We start from the raw sequence: 17,549 nt of genomic DNA, 5'->3' as shown, positions 1-17,549 counted from the left end.
CCTTGGTTGCGGCGGCTAAAAGCCTCGCCATGGCAGAAACGCTGGCGATCATCGATTACGGGTCCGGGAATTTGCGCTCCGTCGAAAAGGCGGTCGAGCGCGCCGCGCGTGAGGCTGGCCTCGCCCGCCATGTCTCGGTGACCGATGATCCCGATCTGATCGCCAAAGCGGACCGGGTGATCCTGCCCGGCGTCGGCGCCTTCGCCGCCTGCATGGCCGGCCTGGCGGCGCGCGACGGCGTGCTCGAAGCGATCGAACATGTCGCGCTGGTGGAAAGTCGTCCGTTTCTCGGCATTTGCGTCGGGATGCAGCTTCTGGCGAGCCGCGGTCTTGAATTTGACGGCGCGGATGGTCTCGGCTGGATCCCCGGCGAAGTCGTTCCCCTCACCCATTCCGCCGAATTTCGCGCCCCGCATATGGGCTGGAACAAGGTCGATGCGCGCAGCCACCATCCGGTGTTTGACGGCCTCGCGGGAGAGACCTTTTACTTCGCCCATTCCTTTCATTTCGAAACCGAAAATGATGCGCATATTTATGGCGTTACGGAGCACGGCGTCGCCGTCGCGGCGCTGGTTGGCCGGGACAATCTTTTGGGCGCGCAGTTCCACCCGGAGAAGTCGCAAAAGGCGGGCCTCGCCTTTCTGAGCGCGTTTTTAGAATGGTCCCCTGCATGAGCCGATCCCTCACCCTTTACCCTGCGATCGACCTGAAGGGCGGCGAATGCGTCCGCCTGTTTCAGGGCCAGATGGAGAAATCACAGGTCTATAATACAGACCCAGCGTCACAGGCTGCGGCGTTTGAAGCTGCGGGGTTTGGTTGGGTCCATATTGTTGACCTGGATGGCGCCTTTGCGGGGGCGGCGCGCAATGGCGACGCCGTAGACGGGATCCTCAAGCGGATCGGGCTCAAGTTCCAGCTCGGCGGCGGGGTGCGCGATATGGCGGCGGTGGAGCGCTGGCTCGAAGCCGGTATGACCCGCGTGATTCTCGGTACGGCCGCCGTCAATGACCCGAAATTTGTGACCGAGGCGTGCAAGAGCTGGCCGGGCCGCATCGTGCTCGGGGTCGATGCTCGCGACGGCCGGGTGAAGACCGATGGCTGGGATGGCGACAGTGCGGAAACCCCGGCAGGTCTGGTGAAACGCTATGCAGATCATGGGCTTGCGGCGGTGATCTATACGGATATCAGCCGCGATGGCGCGCTGGCGGGCGTCAATGTGGAAGCGACGGCGGCGCTTGCGGAAGAGGCGGCCATACCGGTGATTGCGTCCGGAGGCGTCGCTGGCCTTGAGGACATAAAGGCGCTCAAGGCCGCCCATGAAAATATCGAGGGCGTGATTATCGGCCGGGCGCTTTATGACGGCCGCATCGACGCCGCAGAAGCCCTGAAACTCGCAAAGTAGTGCCTGATTTTCGGCAACCGGCCCGCTAATGGCCATGCCCGGCCAAGTCCATTAGAGTGACCCTTGCTGTCGCATGTGGGGACAGATTGTTGTGTAGGGGGCCATGGGCTCGGGGCGAATAGAGTTCGAGCTGAAATTCACCGGCGCGCCTGGCGATCTGGCGGCGTTGCCGGGGGCCGGTTTTTTGCGGCTGTCGCGCCGGCGGGCGGCGAGTGGGAGCGCCTGTCTTCAACCTATTTCGACACGGCTGACGGCGTGCTCGCCAGGCGCGGGCTCAGCCTGCGGCTGCGCGAGGAGGGGGCGGATTTCATCCAGGCGGTCAAGGCGAAGGGCGCAAACCCCGCATCCCGCATGGAATATGAGGTTTCCATCGCCCGGGCGGAGGATTTTCCGGCGCCGGTCGGCGATGCGGCGATTGATGCGCTGATTGAGGGCTTGATCGCGAAGCTTGTTCCGGTCGCGGGCACCGCTGTGGATCGCTGGTCGTCGGTCGTCACCTTCAAGGGTTCGAAAATTGAGCTCGCGGTCGATCTCGGCCAGGCGGAAAGCCGGGATGGGGAGGGGCGCATCTTCGCCGGGCCGATGGCGGAGGTGGAGTTGGAGCTGGTCGACGGCGAACCGGCGGCGGTTTTTGATTTTGCCCGGCTTTTGCGGGCGAATGCGCCGCTGCGCCTGTCCGGCGGCAGCAAGCTCGAAACCGCGCTGGCCCTGCAGGATCCTGCGAACCCGACGCCCAAGCGAAAAAAGGCTGATATCGCTCCCGAAATGAGTGCGGCGGACGTGCTGGCGGCGTCGCTGACGGAGGTTGCGGCCCGCCTCGCGGAGCTTCAGCCCGCCCTGATCGACTATCGGCGCGTGGAAGGCGTGCATCAGATGCGCGTCGTGCTGCGCCGGCTGCGCGCCATTGAGCGGATTTTCCGGCGCTACCTTGTGTCGGACGAAATCGCCGGGCTTGCGGCCCGAGCCAAGCTTTTCGCGGGCGCGCTCGGGCCCGCACGGGACTGGGACGTGTTCTTGGAGGACACGCTGCCCGCCGCGCTTGAGAGCGCCCATACGCCAGCCGGGGCGCGGGATCTCAAGGCGAAGGCCGAAGCGGCGCGGGCGGCCGCCTGGGCGGATGCGGTGGCGGCGGTGGCCGGGCCGGATTTCACCCGGTTCCTCATCGACCTGACAGCGGTGGGCGTGCTCATGGATTGGCGCGAGGGCGCCAAAAGGGCTTGTCGCGCTCCGCCGCGGAGTTTGCGCCCAAGGCGCTCGACCGGGCGCACCGCAAGGCCATGAAGACGGCCGAGGACACGATTGGCGTCGCTGACCTCGCCTCGCGCCACCCCTTGCGGATCGCGCTTAAAAAGCTGCGTTATCCGATCCAGCTCTTTCGCGGCCTTTACCCAAAGGAACAGCGCAAGGACTATATGGCGGCGCTCTCGGCGTTGCAGGATGCGTTTGGCGAGGTCAATGACGCGGTGGTGGCGCAGGGGCTCGCGGACCGGCTCGCCGGCGGCGGCGGCGGGCTGATGCGCGCGGCCGGCTTCATCTCCGGCTATAAGGCCGCAGAAGCGCGCGAAGCCGCTAAAAAGATTGACGCCGCCTGGGATGCGTTTGAAAAGATGCCGCCCTTCTGGCGAGATTAACGGACACAATGCTCAATATACGGATTATTCCCTGCCTCGATGTGAAAGACGGCCGCGTCGTCAAAGGCGTCAATTTCGTCAATCTGCGCGATGCGGGCGATCCCGCCGCCGCCGCAGAGGCCTATGACGCCGCTGGCGCCGACGAGCTTTGTTTTCTGGACATCTCCGCCAGCCACGAGGGCAGGGGGATCCTGCTCGACAAGGTTTCAACCGTCGCAGAGCGTTGTTTCATGCCGCTTACGGTGGGCGGCGGCGTCGCCTCGCTTGATGACTTCCGCGCATTGCTGCTGGCTGGCGCCGACAAGGTGGCGATCAATACGGCGGCGGTGAAAAATCCCGACCTCATCAACGCTGCTGCGCATCGTTTCGGCGCGCAATGCGTGGTGGTCGCCATCGACGCCAAGCGCGTGGGTAATCCCCCGTTAAACGGGCATTGGGAGATTTTCACCCATGGCGGGCGCAATGCGACCGGCATTAATGCTGTGGATTTCGCAAAGGATGTTGTGGCGCGCGGTGCGGGGGAAATCCTGCTGACCTCCATGGATCGCGACGGCGTCAAAACCGGATATGACATCGCGCTTGTGCGCGCGATCGCCGAAGCCGTCGACGTGCCGGTGATTGCGTCCGGCGGCGCCGGTTCGGTCGAGCATTTGATCGAAGCGGCGAAAGAAGGCAAAGCGTCCGCTGTGCTCGCCGCGTCGATTTTTCACTTCGGTGAGATCACGATCGCCGAAGCGAAAGCGGCGATGGCGAAGGCGGGGCTGCCAATGCGGCTTGCGCCGCCTGCTGCGTAAAGGGCGAGGGATATGACGGAACGAAAAGATGATATCGGCGCTGTCCTGACGCGTCTTGAAGCGACAATCGCGGCGCGCAAGGGCGCGGGCGCCCACGAATCCTACACGGCTTCCTTGCTTGCCGGCGGCGCGCAGAAATGTGCGAAGAAATTCGGCGAAGAAGCGGTGGAAGCCGCGCTTGCAGCGGTATCCGGCGACAAGCCGCATTTGACGGCGGAAGCCGCCGACGTGCTCTATCATTTGCTGGTTATGCTGGCGGAACGCGATGTTTCCCTGAACGAGGTCGCCGCCGCGCTTTCGGCGCGCGAAGGCACATCCGGTCACGAGGAAAAAGCATCGCGCCCATAAAAAAGCCCCGGAAAACCGGGGCTTTTCTTTTCCTGTCGCAATAAGGCGCTTAAGGCGCTTCCCAACCGCATGTGCGGTCCGCATTCTGCTCTTCAAGCCACGCCATCAACGGCGCGAAATATTCCGCAACGGCGGAAGCGTCCATTTCGCGGCTGCCGGTGAAGGCCTCAAGCGCGTCGGGCCAGGGCTTTGAGGCGCCCATCTCCAGCATCGCATTGAATTTTTCGCCGATGGCGTCGGATCCGTAAATCGAACAGCGATGCAGCGGTCCGGTCCACCCAGCCTGTTCGCAGGCGGCGCGGTGAAACTGGAACTGCAGGATATTGGCGATGAAATAGCGCGTGTAAGAGACGTTGTTCGGAATGTGATATTTGGCGCCCGGATCGAAATAGCGCGCATCCCGTTCAACCGGCGGGCGAATGCCCTGATATTTGGTGCGCAATTCCCACCAGCCATCATTGTAAGTCTCGGGCGTCAGTTCACCGGAGAAAACCTCCCAGCGCCATTTGTCCATCAACAGACCGAAGGGCTGGAACGCGACTTTTTCAAGCGCCTGCTCCATCAGGAGCCCAACATCTTTCGACGCATCCGGCACGTCGTCGATCAGGCCGAGCTGCTGCAAATAATCCGGCGTGATGGACAGTGCGATCATGTCGCCGATCGCTTCGTGAAAGCCGCCATTGGCGCCGTTCTGGAACAGCGGCGGCTGTTCCTTATAGGCGCGCTGATAGTAATTATGTCCGAGCTCGTGATGCACGGTGCGGAAGTCGTCGGCGTTCACCTTGGTGCACATCTTGATGCGGATGTCGTCCTGTCCGTCGAGATTCCAGGCCGAGGCGTGGCAATGAACTTCGCGATCAAGCGGCTTGGTGATTTGCGAGCGTTCCCAAAACGTATCGGGCAGGGGCGCGAAACCGAGCGATGAGAAAAACGCCTCGCCGGTCTCCACCATTTTCTTTGCGTCATAGCCTTTGGAGACCAAAAGCTCGGTCAGATCATAGCCGGGATCGGCGCCTTCCGGCGCGACCAGATCATAAATATTGCCCCAGCTTTGGGCCCACATATTGCCGAGCAGATCGGCGCGGATCGGCTGGTCCAGCGGCACAATATCGGCGCCGTATTTTTCGTTGAGCTTGGCGCGCACATGGCAATGGAGCTGGTCGTAAAGCGGCTTGACCTGCCCCCACAGGCGGTCGGTCTCCGCTGCAAACTCCGCAGGCGGAAGATCATAGCGCGCGCGCCACATCGACCCCACATCGTCAAAACCAAGCTCGCGCGCGCCTTCATTGGCGATCGAGGCCATTGCGGCGTAATCGTCTTTCATGGTCGTGCCGTCGGCGTTTTCCGCGACGGTGATTTCGCGCCATTTCACCCACATTTCCTGCAACTTCGCAGGGTCGCGCACGGTGCCCATCTTCTCTTCAAGATCGACGCCGGGCGTCATCACGCCGTCAAGATCGATCTTGCCGGTGGCGTAGGTCGACGCCATGCGCGTGTTGATCTTGGCGAGATCCTTCGCGGCGCCCGGCTTTTCCGGCGCCGGCAGGTTGAGGCCGAGCTTGATCAGTTCAATCTTGCGGCGCATGTCCGCCGGCAGTTCAAGATCGTTGAAGCGTTTTGCTTCATTGGCGAATTTGACGCCCATCTCGACGCCTTCGGCGTCGACGCGCGAAGCCAGCCAGTCAGTGTCATAGTTGATATAGGTCGCATTCACCCATTGGATGTGGGCGGCATATTCGCCGAAATCCTTGTACCAGTCTTCGACGCCGTTAATGAACGCTTCTGCATCGGCCTGGGTCGGCGCGGCCGCTTCTTTGGTCGTTGGCGATTGCGTCGGGGCCTGGCCGCAGGCGGCGACGAGCGCCAGGGTGGAAACTGCAACGAGTGCGCCGGCGCGGCGCAACATCATGCTTTTTGTCATGGGAACTCCTTGAAACGAATGTTGGGTCGATGATAGCGGGGCCCCAGCCATGCGCAAAGCGTAGGGGGCAGGCTAAATTTTTTCGGCGATGCGGATCGCGGCGCGGCAGCCAAGCCGGATCGCCGAAGACAGCAGGCGATAGCCGGGCGCATCTTCAGCGCCGTGACTTTCCGCCGTGTGCTTGTGCTCAAGCTCGTCTTCGCGGAACTGGCGCACGGTTTCAGCAAGCGCCGGTTCGTCGGCTTCAAGCTCGCCGATCTGCTCGCCATAATGTTTTTCGATGACGTCCTCGACAGCGGCGGTGCAGGCCATGGCGGCTTTTTCGCCCATCAGCGCGGTCGCCGCGCCAAGGCCAAAACCGGCGACATTCCAGAACGGCGCCAGCAGGGTGGGCCGCACTTTGCGGTCGGCGAGAAGCTTGTCGAATGTAGCGAGATGATGTTGCTCGCCCTCTTCCATTTCCTTCAAGAGCGAGGCGGTTGCAGCCTTATGCGGCAGCGTGTCGAAGATTGCGCGCTGGCCGCGATAAATCGCCACCGCGCCATATTCGCCCGCATGATCGACGCGCAGCATTTCCGCCAGGCGGCCTGCCCGCGGTCCGGGTTTTTCGGGGCCCGGCTTTTGCGGGGCGCTCATGCGGGCGCGCCTTGTCTTGTGCGCTTTGCGGCCCGGGTCTCTGAAAGCGCCGCGAACAGCGTGAAGGCGAACAGGCCCGCCGAGGCGAGCAGATTATAACCGGCCATGGAAATGCCGGCGAAGCGCCATTGCACATCCTCGCAGGAGGGAGCGTCGGCTTTTTGCGTCAGGGAGGCGGCGAGGTTTTCGAGGTCGACAATCGCATTGCCGCCGCCGCCGGCGCAGATCGCCGGGCCGGGCCAATAGCCGTATTCGACGCCGGTGTGATAAAAAGCGAGACCCGCGCTGACCGCATAGACCAGCGCCGCCGCGCCAACGGCCGCCGCCGCACCAAGCCTTGAGCGCAACAGCCGTCCAGCCACCAGACCGGCGGCGGCGACCGCCAGCGCGGTCCAATGGGCTTCGCGCTGATTGAGGCATAAAATGCAGGGGACCAGCCCGCCGACTTTTTCAAACAGATGGGCGCCGGCAAGCATGGCGCCGCTCGCCGCGAAGGAGAGCCCAAGGGCCCGCTCGGGAAGAGACATCTGGTTGATGAGTGTCTTGAGCATGACAGTGTTATAGCCTTGAAGCGCTGCGGCGGCTTTTGGGCGGATCGTCACAGCCATCTCACAACGGCGTTAAACGACGCCTGTCAGCCAGTCCTTAACCAGATGCAGGGTCTCGGCGCCGACAAAGACGAGCAGAAACACCCAGACAAAGCCGATCAGCAGGCCGCCGGAGACGAGCAGGCCGTCGCGTTCGATCAGGCCCAGCGCCGCGATGGCGACGCCGATGCCGGGGATCGTGTTGGTGAGCGGAAGCGGCAACAAGATCGAGGCGATCGGGATCAGCATCAGCGCGCCGATAATGCGCAAGGCTGTCGGCCCGGTCACCGGGCGCAAGCGCGGGGTCGCGATGCGCTCAACCCAGCCCACATAGCGCTCAGCCCGGGTGAGCACGGTGGCGAAGGCTGGAATCGCAAAGCGCCGTTCATGCAGTTTTTTCGGCAGCCAGGGATGGCGCTTGCCCATCGCCAACTGGCCGGCCAGCGCCAGCATGGGCAGGGCGACGATCTGCGGCAGCGCATAAACAAAGGGAAGACAGCAGGGCAGCGCGAGCAGGAGCAGCAAAAACCCGAATGCGCGGTGATCGAGCCGGTCGACAATATCGCCCAGGGTCGCGGTGGGCGCGGCGGCGGGGCCATCCGGGTCGGAAGCGGCCGCCTTGTTCTCCGGGGCGGCGCTTGTGAGCTCGTCCAGAATATCGTGCAGGACGCGCGTCGCGCCCCGTGGCTTTTCCTGCGGCTTTTGATGTTCCCCGGTCATCTCATTCCCGTTCTTGCTTGCATTCGCCATTTAAGACCTTTCGCAAGCCTAACCTAGGCGCGCTTAATAAATCTTTCGGGCCTTCCGGTCCCGAAGCTGCTTGACCCCGGGCGCGCCCTGCCTATCATGCGCCGCCTTCGTCGCAGGCCCCTGTGGTGGAATTGGTAGACACGCCTGACTCAAAATCAGGTGCTGCAAAGCGTGCTGGTTCGAGTCCGGCCAGGGGTACCATTTTCGTTTATCGCTTCCGGTGAATTCGCTTCGCGCATCACCTCCGCGAGGAGCGCTCTGACCGGGCGACGACCAGTCGGTCTTGCGAACACTGCGTGTCCGGGATCGCCCCAGGCAGATGCAGACGCCTCAAACTTTCTTCACAAATTGCGACTTCAGCTTCATCGCGCCAATGCCGTCAATGCGGCAGTCAATGTCGTGATCGCCGTCCACCAGGCGGATGTTCTTCACCTTGACGCCAACTTTCACCACCGTTGACGAGCCTTTGACTTTCAGATCCTTGATGACGGTCACCGTGTCGCCATCCGCCAGCGGGTTGCCATTGGCGTCGACAATCTTGCGCGCGCCCTCTTCGGCCGCCTCGCCCGCGACCCATTCATGGGCGCATTCGGGACAGACCAGCATGGCGCGGTCCTCATAGGTGTAAGTCGACCCGCATTGCGGGCAGGGCGGAAGCTCGCTCATTCATGATCCTTTCAGGCAACAAAAAGCCCCGCCGAAGCGGGGCTTTTTCATAACGCAGTTGCGTCAGTAATTGCGCTTCTTTTTCTTTTTCTTCTTGCCGCGATCGCCGCCATTATTTTCGATGAAATTATTGGTGACTTTCGGCTCAAGGCCGTCGCGCAGGAAGATCGACAATCCGTCATTGCCGACAATGTCATTGTCTTCGATCACGCCATTGACGCCGAACGGGATGGCGACGCCGTCGCCGGAGTTCTGCGCAATCTCGTTATAACGCACGAGAGAGAGCTTGGCGTATTTGTCGAGAATGACGCCCGTGCCCTTATTGTTGCGGATCTTGTTGCCGATCAGCTTGGCGGAGCCATAGCCGGAAGACTTCACGCCGCTGTCGAGATTGTCGAAGATTTCATTGCCCGCAATCACCACGTCAGCGCGGCTGCCGGAAGCGATATCGACGCCGACTTTGTTTTGCAGGATCTTGTTGTCGATGATGAAGCTCTGCGACAGCGAATGGGGCTGCGCCACGAACACGCCTTCCGAGCCGGCGGAAATGCGGTTCTTCTCCAGCATCACCGTGCCGCCATTGATCTTCACAGCAGGCCGCACGCCGGAGCCGAGCACGTCGCTTTCCTTCAGCGTGAACACGCCCTGATCGATATCGATGCAGGCCGCGGCGCCGGAATTGATCTTGGCGGCGAACTGCACATTGGCGACCACCGCATGGGAGGTGCCTTCTTTCGGCGAGAATTTGAGGCAAGGCGTGTTCATCGGCGCGGAGATTTCAACGCCCGAGCCCGGCCCGCGATCACCCTGGATAAAGATCGATTTTTCCAGCGTGATGGATTCGTTGTAGACGCCGTGCATGATGTAAACGACGCCGCCTTCGGCGACATCGTTGATCGCCGAGGAAATGGTTTTGTAAGGACCGGGACCATTCGCATCGACGATGATCTGCATCGGGCCTTTTTTGCTGGAGCCCTTGCCGGTCGATCCGGAGCCGCTCGAAGAGCCGGCGCCCGGTTCGCGGATCGGAAAGCCGCCAAGCGACTGCGCATGAACGCTGGTGGCGATCATGCTTGCCGCCAGCAGGCCGGCGGCCAGTGCGGGGGCTACATGGTTCATCTTCATAAGTTTCATCTCTAACCCCCTACTGAATGTCACGCGTATATTCGAAGCTCAGCCGGCGCAGCGCATCATTCGCTGGCTTGTAGCCAAGCGCCGAAGCGCGAGCGAGATGGAAAGCGGACTGGCGCTCATCCGGCGCCACTTCGTTGAGCCCGGTGGTGCCGTCGCGATAAACGACGCCAAGCGCGTAATGGGCGATGGCGAGGTTCTGGTCAGCCGCTTCGGTGAGCCATTTCACCGCCGCCTTGCCGTCCTGTTCCACGCCAATGCCGCGCACATGCATGATGCCATACACATATTGCGACATCGGATGCTTGGCTTTCGCCGCGTCGCCGAAGAGGTCGACAGTCTGGCGCGGCGACAGAACGCCGGTGACCACAGCCTGTTTTTCATCTTCGGTCATGTTGTTGTTGCGCGCGACCTGCGCGTATTGGAAGCGGCGGATCGCATCGCGGCTTGACGGGCCGAGCTTGTTGTCGACGACGCCGGCGCGATAGCCGAGGGCGTTGAGCGCGCGCTGGATCAGCTCCACATCAATGTCGGAGACCGCTTCAAGCGCATCCGCCATGCGGATTTCTTCGAGCTCTTTCTTCAGGCGCTCAAGCTCTTCCTGCTGGCGGGTCTTGCCGGTGTGTTCCGGCGGCAGCGGTGGTTGCCACTTTTCGACTTTTTCCAGCGCGATCTTGATTTCCTTGCGGTTCATCAAGGGCTCGAGAAATTCGTAGGCCGCGCTCGCTTCACCGACGCCGCGCTCTTTGGCGAGGGCGTACATTTGCAGCGCCTTGGTGTTGTTCTTATCGACGCCGGCGCCTTTCTGATACATCTCGCCAAGGCGATAGATGTCGTAGGGGCTGCCTGCCTCGAAGGTGCGCGAGACCACGTCTTCGGCCTTGTCCACATCCGAGGAGCTCATCCGGAAACGAATTTCCGTCAGCCGCTGCTCGGCGAGGATTTGCGAATTCACTTCATCGGCGGTGGGAAGTTGGTATGCGGAGAAATCGTGATACGCCGCCAATGTGTACCAGACCAGCGCCTGAACATTGTCGACCGGCAGCTCTTCCAGGGGCGCCGCTGCGCCGCGCGCCGCTTCCAGCGCCTTGCCGGAATAGACATCGCCGAGAATTTTCTTTGAGCGAATATCGCCAGCGACGGCGAAGCGCTTCCAGATATCGAGCGCCTGCGAATATTGCCCGTTCTTATAGGCTTCGAGGCCAGCCTCGTAAGTTGCATGCGCCGGCGCCACAGCGGCGAGCGCAAGGACGGACGCAGCCGCCATGCCGCCGACAAGACGGCGCGCTTTTCCAAACAACATTTTCGGATCTCTTTCCATATCCCCGCTTCCCCTCACACACATCCAAGGCGTTTCAGCCCCGGCCCGGCGCTTGATCTGAGCCAACTCCGATCAGGGCGCCGGCTCCGGCCCCCGCCCCAAGACAGCAATCAAGACGGCATTAAAGCACGCATCGACGCGTCTCTCCATATTAACCATTACCATTTCCGAAAGTAAAAGGGCGCCCCCGGCTTTTTGTCGGCTCGGCTTCAGGCCGGATTTGGCCCCCGCGTGACCAGAAAGACGCAAACCGGCGCGGCATGCGGCCCCTCATCCGGCTGGCGCTCGGCGCGATGCCCGGCCTCCCGGCAAAAGTGAGGAATATCAAGGGCTGCGATCGGGTCATCGGCCCGGATGAGGAGCTTTTCCCCAGGCGCCATGCGCCGCAAATGCGCTTCCATGCGGATCACCGGCATCGGGCAGCGATAGCCCGTCGCGTCGAATACCGTAATTTTTTCAATGGGTTGGTCTGTCATTGCGGTCATAAAAGAAATGGCGCGCCGAAGCGCGCCATTTCCATAGACCGGGGCGGGGCCGGTTACGACCTAAATTTGTCGGCCAGTTTTTCCAAAGAGAACGGGAAAACAATGGTGTTGGTGCGGTCGCCGGCAATGTCCTGGAGCGAGTTGAGGTAGCGCAGCTCCATGGCGCCGGGGGAGGTGGCGAGCACTTGCGCGGCTTCGGACAATTTGGCGGCCGCCTGATATTCGCCTTCCGCGAGGATGACTTTCGAACGCCGCTCGCGTTCCGCCTCGGCTTGCCGGGCGATGGCGCGGATCATCGACTGGTCCACATCCACATGCTTGATTTCTACATTTGAGACCTTGATGCCCCAGGCTTCGGTCTGGGTGTCGAGAATTTCCTGAATGTCCTTGTTGAGCTTGTCGCGCTCCTGCAGCATTTCGTCGAGATCATGCTTGCCGAGCACCGAACGCAATGTCGTCTGCGCGAGCTGGCTGGTCGCCGCCATGTAGTTTTCAACCTGTACGACCGCGCGGACCGCATCCACAACGCGGTAGTAAATAACTGCGTTCACTTTCACCGAGACGTTGTCCTGGGAAATCACGTCCTGCGTCGGCACGTCGTGAACGAGCGTGCGCATGTCCACCTTGCGCATGGTCTGGATCATCGGGATCAAGAGGATGAGGCCCGGTCCCGCCGCTTTCCGGCCGACACGGCCAAGCGTGAAGATGACCCCGCGCTCATACTCTTTGAGAACTCTGATGACGCTGGTGACGAGGAAGATTAAAAACGCCAGCAACGGGATGAGAAAACCTATACCGCCCATGGGGGCCTCCTTGTTTGTCGATCTGTCGGCGCGGCCGCGCCGGGCTTTGCGCTAGGGCGCGTCTTTCTTTACGTGCAGCATTAGTCCGTTGACGGAGAGTATCTTCACCGCGTCTCCGGGCTTCAGGTCGTCTTTCGAGGCGGCGCGCCACAACTCTCCGCCCGCCGACACATAGCCCTCGCCGTCGGCCCATTCCGTGACATCCGCGCGGTTGACGTTCATAGCCTCGCCAACCCGAAACGGCGTCTTCCAGCGCATGAAGATAAGGCCGTAGATTTTTGCAGCGGCGACCGCGGCGAAGCCGGCGAAGACCATGATCGCAATAAACTTCAACGGATCGTCGGGAAGGCCCGTCACTTCAATCATGCGTTCACGCTTCTTTCGGCTGCATCACACCGAGAAGGCCGGAAGCCTTGGCCTGTTTGACCACAAGAACAAGACCATCGACCTCAACGACGCGGACCTTGTCTCCGGGCGACAGGGGCTTGTCTGAACGGGCGCGCCAGCGTTCGCCTTCGACAATGACCCAGCCCTCTTTGCCGTTCCATTCATCGACAAGGCCTTCACGCCTGCGGATGGCTTCGGCGCCGATCATGGGGCCATGTCCGCGCGAGCCGACAATGGCGAGCAGGATGAGGCCGAGAAACGCCCCGGCAATGACGAGAATGGCGCCGATGACGCTGGCGGATACGCGGAACCCTTCGGGGAAGACGACAAACATGCCGAATCCAAAGACCGCGAGCCCCGCAATGCCGACAAGCCCCAGAGTGGGCGTATAGGCCTCTATAAGGATCATCACTGCGCCGAGCGCCATCAAGGCGAGGCCAAGCGAGTTAAAGGGCAGAACCTGAAATGCGTAAAAGCCGAGCAGGAGGCAAAGAACGCCGACAACGCCCGGAAAGATCGAGCCGGGATTCCACATTTCAATGATGATCCCGGTTGTCGCGAGCGACATCAAGATCACCGCCACATTGGGGTCAGCGATGAAGCTCAAGATCCGCTCCACGAAACTCGCCTCGACCCGCTCAAGCTGCACGTCTTTCGTATTTAGGGTTTTGTCTCCGGCGGCGGTGCTTACGGTCAGGCCGTCAATCTGCGCCAGCAAATCATCGAGATCGCTCGCCACGAGATCGATGACGCCAAGACGCAAGGCTTCGTTCGCGGTCACCGAGACCGCGTCGCGCACGGCGCTTTCAGCCCAGTCGGCATTGCGCCCGCGCTCTTCCGCCAGCGCGCGAATATAGGCGACGGCGTCATTGATGGCTTTGGCGCGCAAGGCGTCGTCGCTCGACAGCGGCGCCGCTTGCGTGCGCCCTCTCACCTTTTGGACGGACTCGCCGAGATCTTTCGCCAGGCCTTCAATATCTTCTTCCGTGACCGAGCGGTCGTTTTCACGCGCAGAGTCCGGCGTGCGGCTTTCCGCATCGTCAAGCGCTTCGGCCTCCGCGCCGTCTTCGCTCGCATCCGGATTGGTGGCTTTTGCTGGGTCCGCCTCATCCTCAGGGCCGTTCTCCGCCGGTGCGCCGCCAATCTCCACCGGCGTCGCCGCGCCGGTATTGGTGGCGGGCGCCATGGCGGAGACATGCGCGGAATACATGATGTACAGCCCGGCGCTCGCCGAGCGGGCGCCTTGCGGCGACACATAGGTGACGACCGGCGTATCAGAAGCGAGGATCGCCTGGATGATGGTTTTCATCGACGTCATCAGCCCGCCGGGCGTGTCGATTTCTATGATGACGATTTCCTTGCCGGCGTCAGAGGCGGCTTTGATCTCCCGTTCGAGATATTGCGCCGCCGGCGGCGTCACCGCGCCATTGAGCGTCAGGATGACGCCGGAGCGGGAATTGATCTCGCCGGTGGTTTGAGCGAAAGCGCTGAAAGCGGCCAAGGCGCCGCCCAAAAAAAGCAACGCCGCCCAACAAGCAAGGCGCATGGTGCCAGCACGCATCAGTCTCACCCCTCAATCTGCCTGCTTTCAACATAAGGCTTATTGGCGTCGTTTCAATCAAACCTTGCGGTTCAGTCCGGTCCTGCGCGGTCCGCGAATTCGGGATTGCTTGCCGTGATGACGGCTGTCGCTATGCTTTGCGCCGCACAATCGTGATAGTGATTGAAAATCAACGCGCCAGTGCGGGAGCGGGAGCCGGCGCGGCGAATGATGGGGGCGCAACATGATCAGGCGGTTTATGTCGGAAATTCGCCGCCGCCGCGTCCTGGCGGTGGTGACGCCTTATCTGATCGCCGTCTGGCTGGTCATGCAGGTCGTGTCAGTGATCACGCCGGCGCTCGGCTTGCCCTTTTGGGCGCAGACGCTGACAGTTGTCGCGTCGATTGTCGGCCTGCCGATCGTTTTCTATTTCGCCTGGTTTTTTGATTGGACCCCGGAGGGCGTCCAGCGCACGCCGGGCTTGAAGGACGGCGACGCAATCAAACCGTTGAAGGCGGGTCATTGGGCCGGGCTCGCGGTGACAGTGGTGTTCGCGCTGGCGGGGGGCTTTGTGTCCTTTGGCGTCATCAGCGGCAAAAACGCCGAGAAAGGCGATCTGGCGGCTGCGCCTTCGGATAAATCCGTGGCGGTGCTGCCATTTGACGATCTCAGCCCGGCGCAGGATCTTGGATATCTGGCGCAAGGGCTCGCCGAAGAAATAACGGTGGCCCTGGGCAAGGTCGGCAATATCCGCATCTCCGCGCCGAATTCGGCGTTCCGGGCTGCGGCTTCTGATGAAAGCCTGACGGAAATTGGCCGCCGCCTCGGGGTCGCAGCGATCCTGAAGGGCAGCGTGCGCACCGCTGGCGATCAATTGCGCGTCACGGCGCAGTTGATCAGCGCCAATGACGGGCTGACAATCTGGACTGATGCGTTCAGCCGCGCCCGCGCGGATGCGGTCATGGTGGAGGAGCAGATTGCGCGCTCCATTCTCGGCGTCATGCTCGATCGTTTCCTTACTGACGAAGATGATGCGCTGCTTGATCGCCCGAAGGCGGGCGAGGCGCATGAGCTTTACCTGCGCGGGCGCGAAGCCATGCGGCTGCGAACAACGGGATCGCTGAAATCCGCGCGCAGCTATTTTGAACAGACCATCGCCGCTGACGAGGAATATGCGCCGGGCTATGCGGGGTTGGCCTTGACGATGCTGTTGCTGGCGGAAGGCGAAGACAATTACGGCAATATGGATCCCGGCATCGCCGCGCAATTGGCGTCCAGCAATGTGGAGAAGGCGCTGTTGCGCGATCCCAACCTGGCGGAGGCCCATGCAGTAAAAGGCGGCGTTGCTGCATTAAAGGGCGACCGCACCGCGGCGATCGCCGCCTTTGATCGCGCCATCGACATCAATCCGAGTTATGCGGACGCGTATATGTGGCGCGCAAATGCGTATCTTAAAGAACGCAGCTATGACAGCGCCGAAGCAAGTCTTGATGACGCCTTCAAGCTCGATCCGTTGTCGCCGGCCATTCTTTTCAATAAGGGGTTTTTGCGCGCGCGCGCCGGGGACCTGAAAGAGGCGCGCAATTACTATAACGCCATTCTCGACCTCGAAGAAAATTCGCCGCTTGGCTTTCGCGGCCTGGCGGATGTGGCGCGCCGCGATGGCGACCTTGCAGAAAGCGCAAAGGTCTGGAAACGCGCGGTGGAAAGCTCGCCCGCCAGCACTCAGTATAAGGACAACCTTGTCGGCGCGCTGTTGACGCTGGAAATGCCGGAAGCGGCCGCGCCGTTCGCAGAGGATTATTTCAGCGTCAATTTGAAACTGGCGGCGGGGGAGATTGAAGCCGGGCTTGAAGAAGTGCGCTTCAATTACGCCGCCTCTCCCGATGACGCCTATATGGCGTTTGAGGCGGGCTGGTATGAATTGCTGTATGGCGATGGCGACGCGGCGGCCGCCGATCTGATCGCCGCTGACGCCGCCCTGCCGGAAGATGAGCGCTTCGCCATGCCTTATTGTTCTCCGGCGATTGAAGCGGCGTATGTTTTCAAAATGCGCGGCGACAATGATGCCGCGAAAGCCCGGATCGATCGTTGCGCGGCGCTGCTCGCTGAGGAGCGCGAGAGCGGGGTTTCCTCCACCGAACTTGATTATCTCGCCGCCCGGATTGATGCGCTTTCCGGCGATGGCGCGGCGGCGGCGGCGCGTCTCGCCGACGCCTATGAGGGCGGCTGGCGCGAGCCCTGGACGTCCCGAGATCCTTTGATAAAGGCGGCGGGAGAAAGCGCGGCGCTTCAGGCGAGCTTTGCAAAAATCGAAGCCGACCTCGCGCGCCAGCGCGCAGAGCTCGCTCCGGTTGTCGCCGACTGGCGTGTGGCGGTTGAATAGGCTGGCTGTGTTCTCGCTCTAGGCGCGCAATGCTTTCTTGCGCCGTGCGGCGGCGAGCCCGCCAATGCCGGTGAGCATGAACACCAAAGCGCCGGGCAGCGGGACTTCCGACGATACGGGCAAGACGCGCATAGAGGCGCTGTCGGATGCAAAGGACAGCCCGCCAAGGGCGTCGCCCTGTTTGACGCAGACATTGCTGCCGAAATCGATGGGGCCGCAGGCGAATAAGCTGTAGCCCGCTTTGGCGACAATCGTCAGCGTGGCGATCAAATTGAAACTCACTTCAGCTGTGATGGTCTGCAATTCCGCCGGCATCGGAAAGGGGCCGCCGGTGAAGCTGTTGCTGGTCACCTGATGGGCCCCGAATGTGTAGGCGAGTGTCGAAGCGACGTTTTCGTTCTGCATCAGTAAATAGAGATCGCCGTCTAGCGAGCCCTCGAATTGCAGGTCTTCATCCGCATCGAACTCGTAAAAGGAGCCAATGCAATCGTCGATAAGAACGCGGAGCGGTTGATCAGAGCCGCCTTCGTTGTAGAGGTCGACCTGTGCGCCGTCGCTGTCGCGAAACAGGCCGATAAAGGGGCCGTAATTGGGGTTGTCGGCGTCGCAGTGATTGCTGACGTCAGTGGAGCCGCCTGAGCGAATAACGCGCGCTTCCGCGCCGCTCGCAGCAATAATGACAGCGGCGCCAAGCGCCACTGCAAGAATTTTCGATGATGTCATAGATCCCCACGCAGCTTTGCTGCGCCCCCTTATGCAAC

Annotated in this window: 19 protein-coding genes and 1 tRNA gene; 8 read left to right on the top strand and 12 right to left on the bottom strand. The window is 61.6% G+C overall.

Annotated elements, in window-relative coordinates; all coding sequences use genetic code 11:
- Positions 1–29: 29 nt before the first annotated feature.
- The 6 genes from hisH to AC0L8G_RS02420 all read left to right on the top strand — a co-directional run bounded on the left by hisH (position 30) and on the right by AC0L8G_RS02420 (position 4,175).
- On the top strand, positions 30–674 hold the full coding sequence (hisH, locus tag AC0L8G_RS02445; RefSeq protein WP_473386450.1) for an imidazole glycerol phosphate synthase subunit HisH: 645 nt from the start codon (positions 30–32) through the stop codon (positions 672–674).
- Positions 671–1,402 (top strand): 1-(5-phosphoribosyl)-5-[(5-phosphoribosylamino)methylideneamino]imidazole-4-carboxamide isomerase, encoded by a 732-nt coding sequence (gene hisA, locus AC0L8G_RS02440; RefSeq protein WP_473386447.1) that lies wholly within the window; start codon positions 671–673, stop codon positions 1,400–1,402. The genes hisH and hisA overlap by 4 nt, the downstream gene beginning before the upstream one ends.
- 63 nt (positions 1,403–1,465) lie before the next feature.
- Positions 1,466–2,683, top strand: coding sequence for a CYTH and CHAD domain-containing protein (locus AC0L8G_RS02435; RefSeq protein WP_473386445.1), 1,218 nt, complete (start codon positions 1,466–1,468; stop codon positions 2,681–2,683).
- Positions 2,596–3,033 (top strand): CHAD domain-containing protein, encoded by a 438-nt coding sequence (locus tag AC0L8G_RS02430; protein ID WP_473386442.1) that lies wholly within the window; start codon positions 2,596–2,598, stop codon positions 3,031–3,033. The genes AC0L8G_RS02435 and AC0L8G_RS02430 overlap by 88 nt, the downstream gene beginning before the upstream one ends.
- A gap of 8 nt (positions 3,034–3,041) precedes the next feature.
- Positions 3,042–3,827 (top strand): imidazole glycerol phosphate synthase subunit HisF, encoded by a 786-nt coding sequence (gene hisF, locus AC0L8G_RS02425; RefSeq protein ID WP_473386438.1) that lies wholly within the window; start codon positions 3,042–3,044, stop codon positions 3,825–3,827.
- Positions 3,828–3,839: 12 nt separating this feature from the next.
- Positions 3,840–4,175, top strand: coding sequence for a phosphoribosyl-ATP diphosphatase (locus tag AC0L8G_RS02420; RefSeq protein ID WP_473386437.1), 336 nt, complete (start codon positions 3,840–3,842; stop codon positions 4,173–4,175).
- A gap of 49 nt (positions 4,176–4,224) precedes the next feature.
- Here the strand turns inward: AC0L8G_RS02420 and AC0L8G_RS02415 are convergent, their stop codons facing one another.
- The 4 genes from AC0L8G_RS02415 to AC0L8G_RS02400 form a co-directional block, all read right to left on the bottom strand.
- A complete protein-coding gene (locus tag AC0L8G_RS02415) occupies positions 4,225–6,096 on the bottom strand; it encodes a M2 family metallopeptidase (protein WP_473386435.1) in 1,872 nt (623 codons plus the stop codon).
- Positions 6,097–6,168: 72 nt separating this feature from the next.
- Positions 6,169–6,732, bottom strand: coding sequence for a demethoxyubiquinone hydroxylase family protein (locus AC0L8G_RS02410; RefSeq protein ID WP_473386433.1), 564 nt, complete (start codon positions 6,730–6,732; stop codon positions 6,169–6,171).
- Positions 6,729–7,334 (bottom strand): disulfide bond formation protein B, encoded by a 606-nt coding sequence (locus AC0L8G_RS02405; protein ID WP_473386430.1) that lies wholly within the window; start codon positions 7,332–7,334, stop codon positions 6,729–6,731. Before AC0L8G_RS02405 ends, AC0L8G_RS02410 begins: the two co-directional genes overlap by 4 nt.
- A gap of 18 nt (positions 7,335–7,352) precedes the next feature.
- Positions 7,353–8,039, bottom strand: a complete 687-nt coding sequence (locus tag AC0L8G_RS02400) for an exopolysaccharide biosynthesis protein (protein WP_473386428.1) — start codon at positions 8,037–8,039, stop codon at positions 7,353–7,355.
- A gap of 146 nt (positions 8,040–8,185) precedes the next feature.
- On the opposite strand from AC0L8G_RS02400, the gene AC0L8G_RS02395 reads away from it, so the two are divergent.
- Positions 8,186–8,270 (top strand) — tRNA-Leu (locus AC0L8G_RS02395).
- Between the two features lie 129 nt (positions 8,271–8,399).
- Here the strand turns inward: AC0L8G_RS02395 and AC0L8G_RS02390 are convergent.
- The 7 genes from AC0L8G_RS02390 to AC0L8G_RS02360 all read right to left on the bottom strand — a co-directional run bounded on the left by AC0L8G_RS02390 (position 8,400) and on the right by AC0L8G_RS02360 (position 14,423).
- Entirely contained in the window at positions 8,400–8,735 is a 336-nt protein-coding gene (locus AC0L8G_RS02390) for a zinc ribbon domain-containing protein YjdM (RefSeq protein WP_473386427.1), read from the bottom strand.
- Positions 8,736–8,798: 63 nt separating this feature from the next.
- Positions 8,799–9,869, bottom strand: a complete 1,071-nt coding sequence (locus AC0L8G_RS02385) for a right-handed parallel beta-helix repeat-containing protein (RefSeq protein ID WP_473386425.1) — start codon at positions 9,867–9,869, stop codon at positions 8,799–8,801.
- Positions 9,870–9,879: 10 nt separating this feature from the next.
- A complete protein-coding gene (locus AC0L8G_RS02380; protein ID WP_473386424.1) occupies positions 9,880–11,169 on the bottom strand; it encodes a peptidoglycan-binding protein in 1,290 nt (429 codons plus the stop codon).
- A gap of 227 nt (positions 11,170–11,396) precedes the next feature.
- Positions 11,397–11,663, bottom strand: coding sequence for a sulfurtransferase TusA family protein (locus tag AC0L8G_RS02375; RefSeq protein ID WP_473386422.1), 267 nt, complete (start codon positions 11,661–11,663; stop codon positions 11,397–11,399).
- Between the two features lie 62 nt (positions 11,664–11,725).
- The gene (locus AC0L8G_RS02370; protein WP_473386421.1) at positions 11,726–12,475 is read right to left on the bottom strand and encodes a slipin family protein; all 750 of its coding nucleotides are present in this window, start codon (positions 12,473–12,475) and stop codon (positions 11,726–11,728) included.
- A 51-nt stretch (positions 12,476–12,526) separates the two neighbouring features.
- Entirely contained in the window at positions 12,527–12,841 is a 315-nt protein-coding gene (locus AC0L8G_RS02365; protein ID WP_473386420.1) for an NfeD family protein, read from the bottom strand.
- A gap of 4 nt (positions 12,842–12,845) precedes the next feature.
- On the bottom strand, positions 12,846–14,423 hold the full coding sequence (locus AC0L8G_RS02360) for an NfeD family protein (protein ID WP_473386418.1): 1,578 nt from the start codon (positions 14,421–14,423) through the stop codon (positions 12,846–12,848).
- 223 nt (positions 14,424–14,646) lie between these two features.
- Here AC0L8G_RS02360 and AC0L8G_RS02355 point away from each other — a divergent pair, with 223 nt between their 5' ends.
- Positions 14,647–16,788 carry a tetratricopeptide repeat protein gene (locus AC0L8G_RS02355; RefSeq protein WP_473386417.1) on the top strand — a complete coding sequence of 714 codons (2,142 nt, stop codon included), beginning with the start codon at positions 14,647–14,649 and terminating at the stop codon, positions 16,786–16,788.
- Between the two features lie 18 nt (positions 16,789–16,806).
- Here the strand turns inward: AC0L8G_RS02355 and AC0L8G_RS02350 are convergent, their stop codons facing one another.
- On the bottom strand, positions 16,807–17,511 hold the full coding sequence (locus AC0L8G_RS02350) for a VPLPA-CTERM sorting domain-containing protein (protein WP_473386415.1): 705 nt from the start codon (positions 17,509–17,511) through the stop codon (positions 16,807–16,809).
- Positions 17,512–17,549 lie beyond the last annotated feature (38 nt).

This window comes from Hyphococcus sp. D3-15 (genome assembly GCF_055809375.1).
The sequence above is the reverse complement of the archived record's forward strand: the minus strand, read 5'-3'. Positions and strand labels throughout refer to the sequence as shown.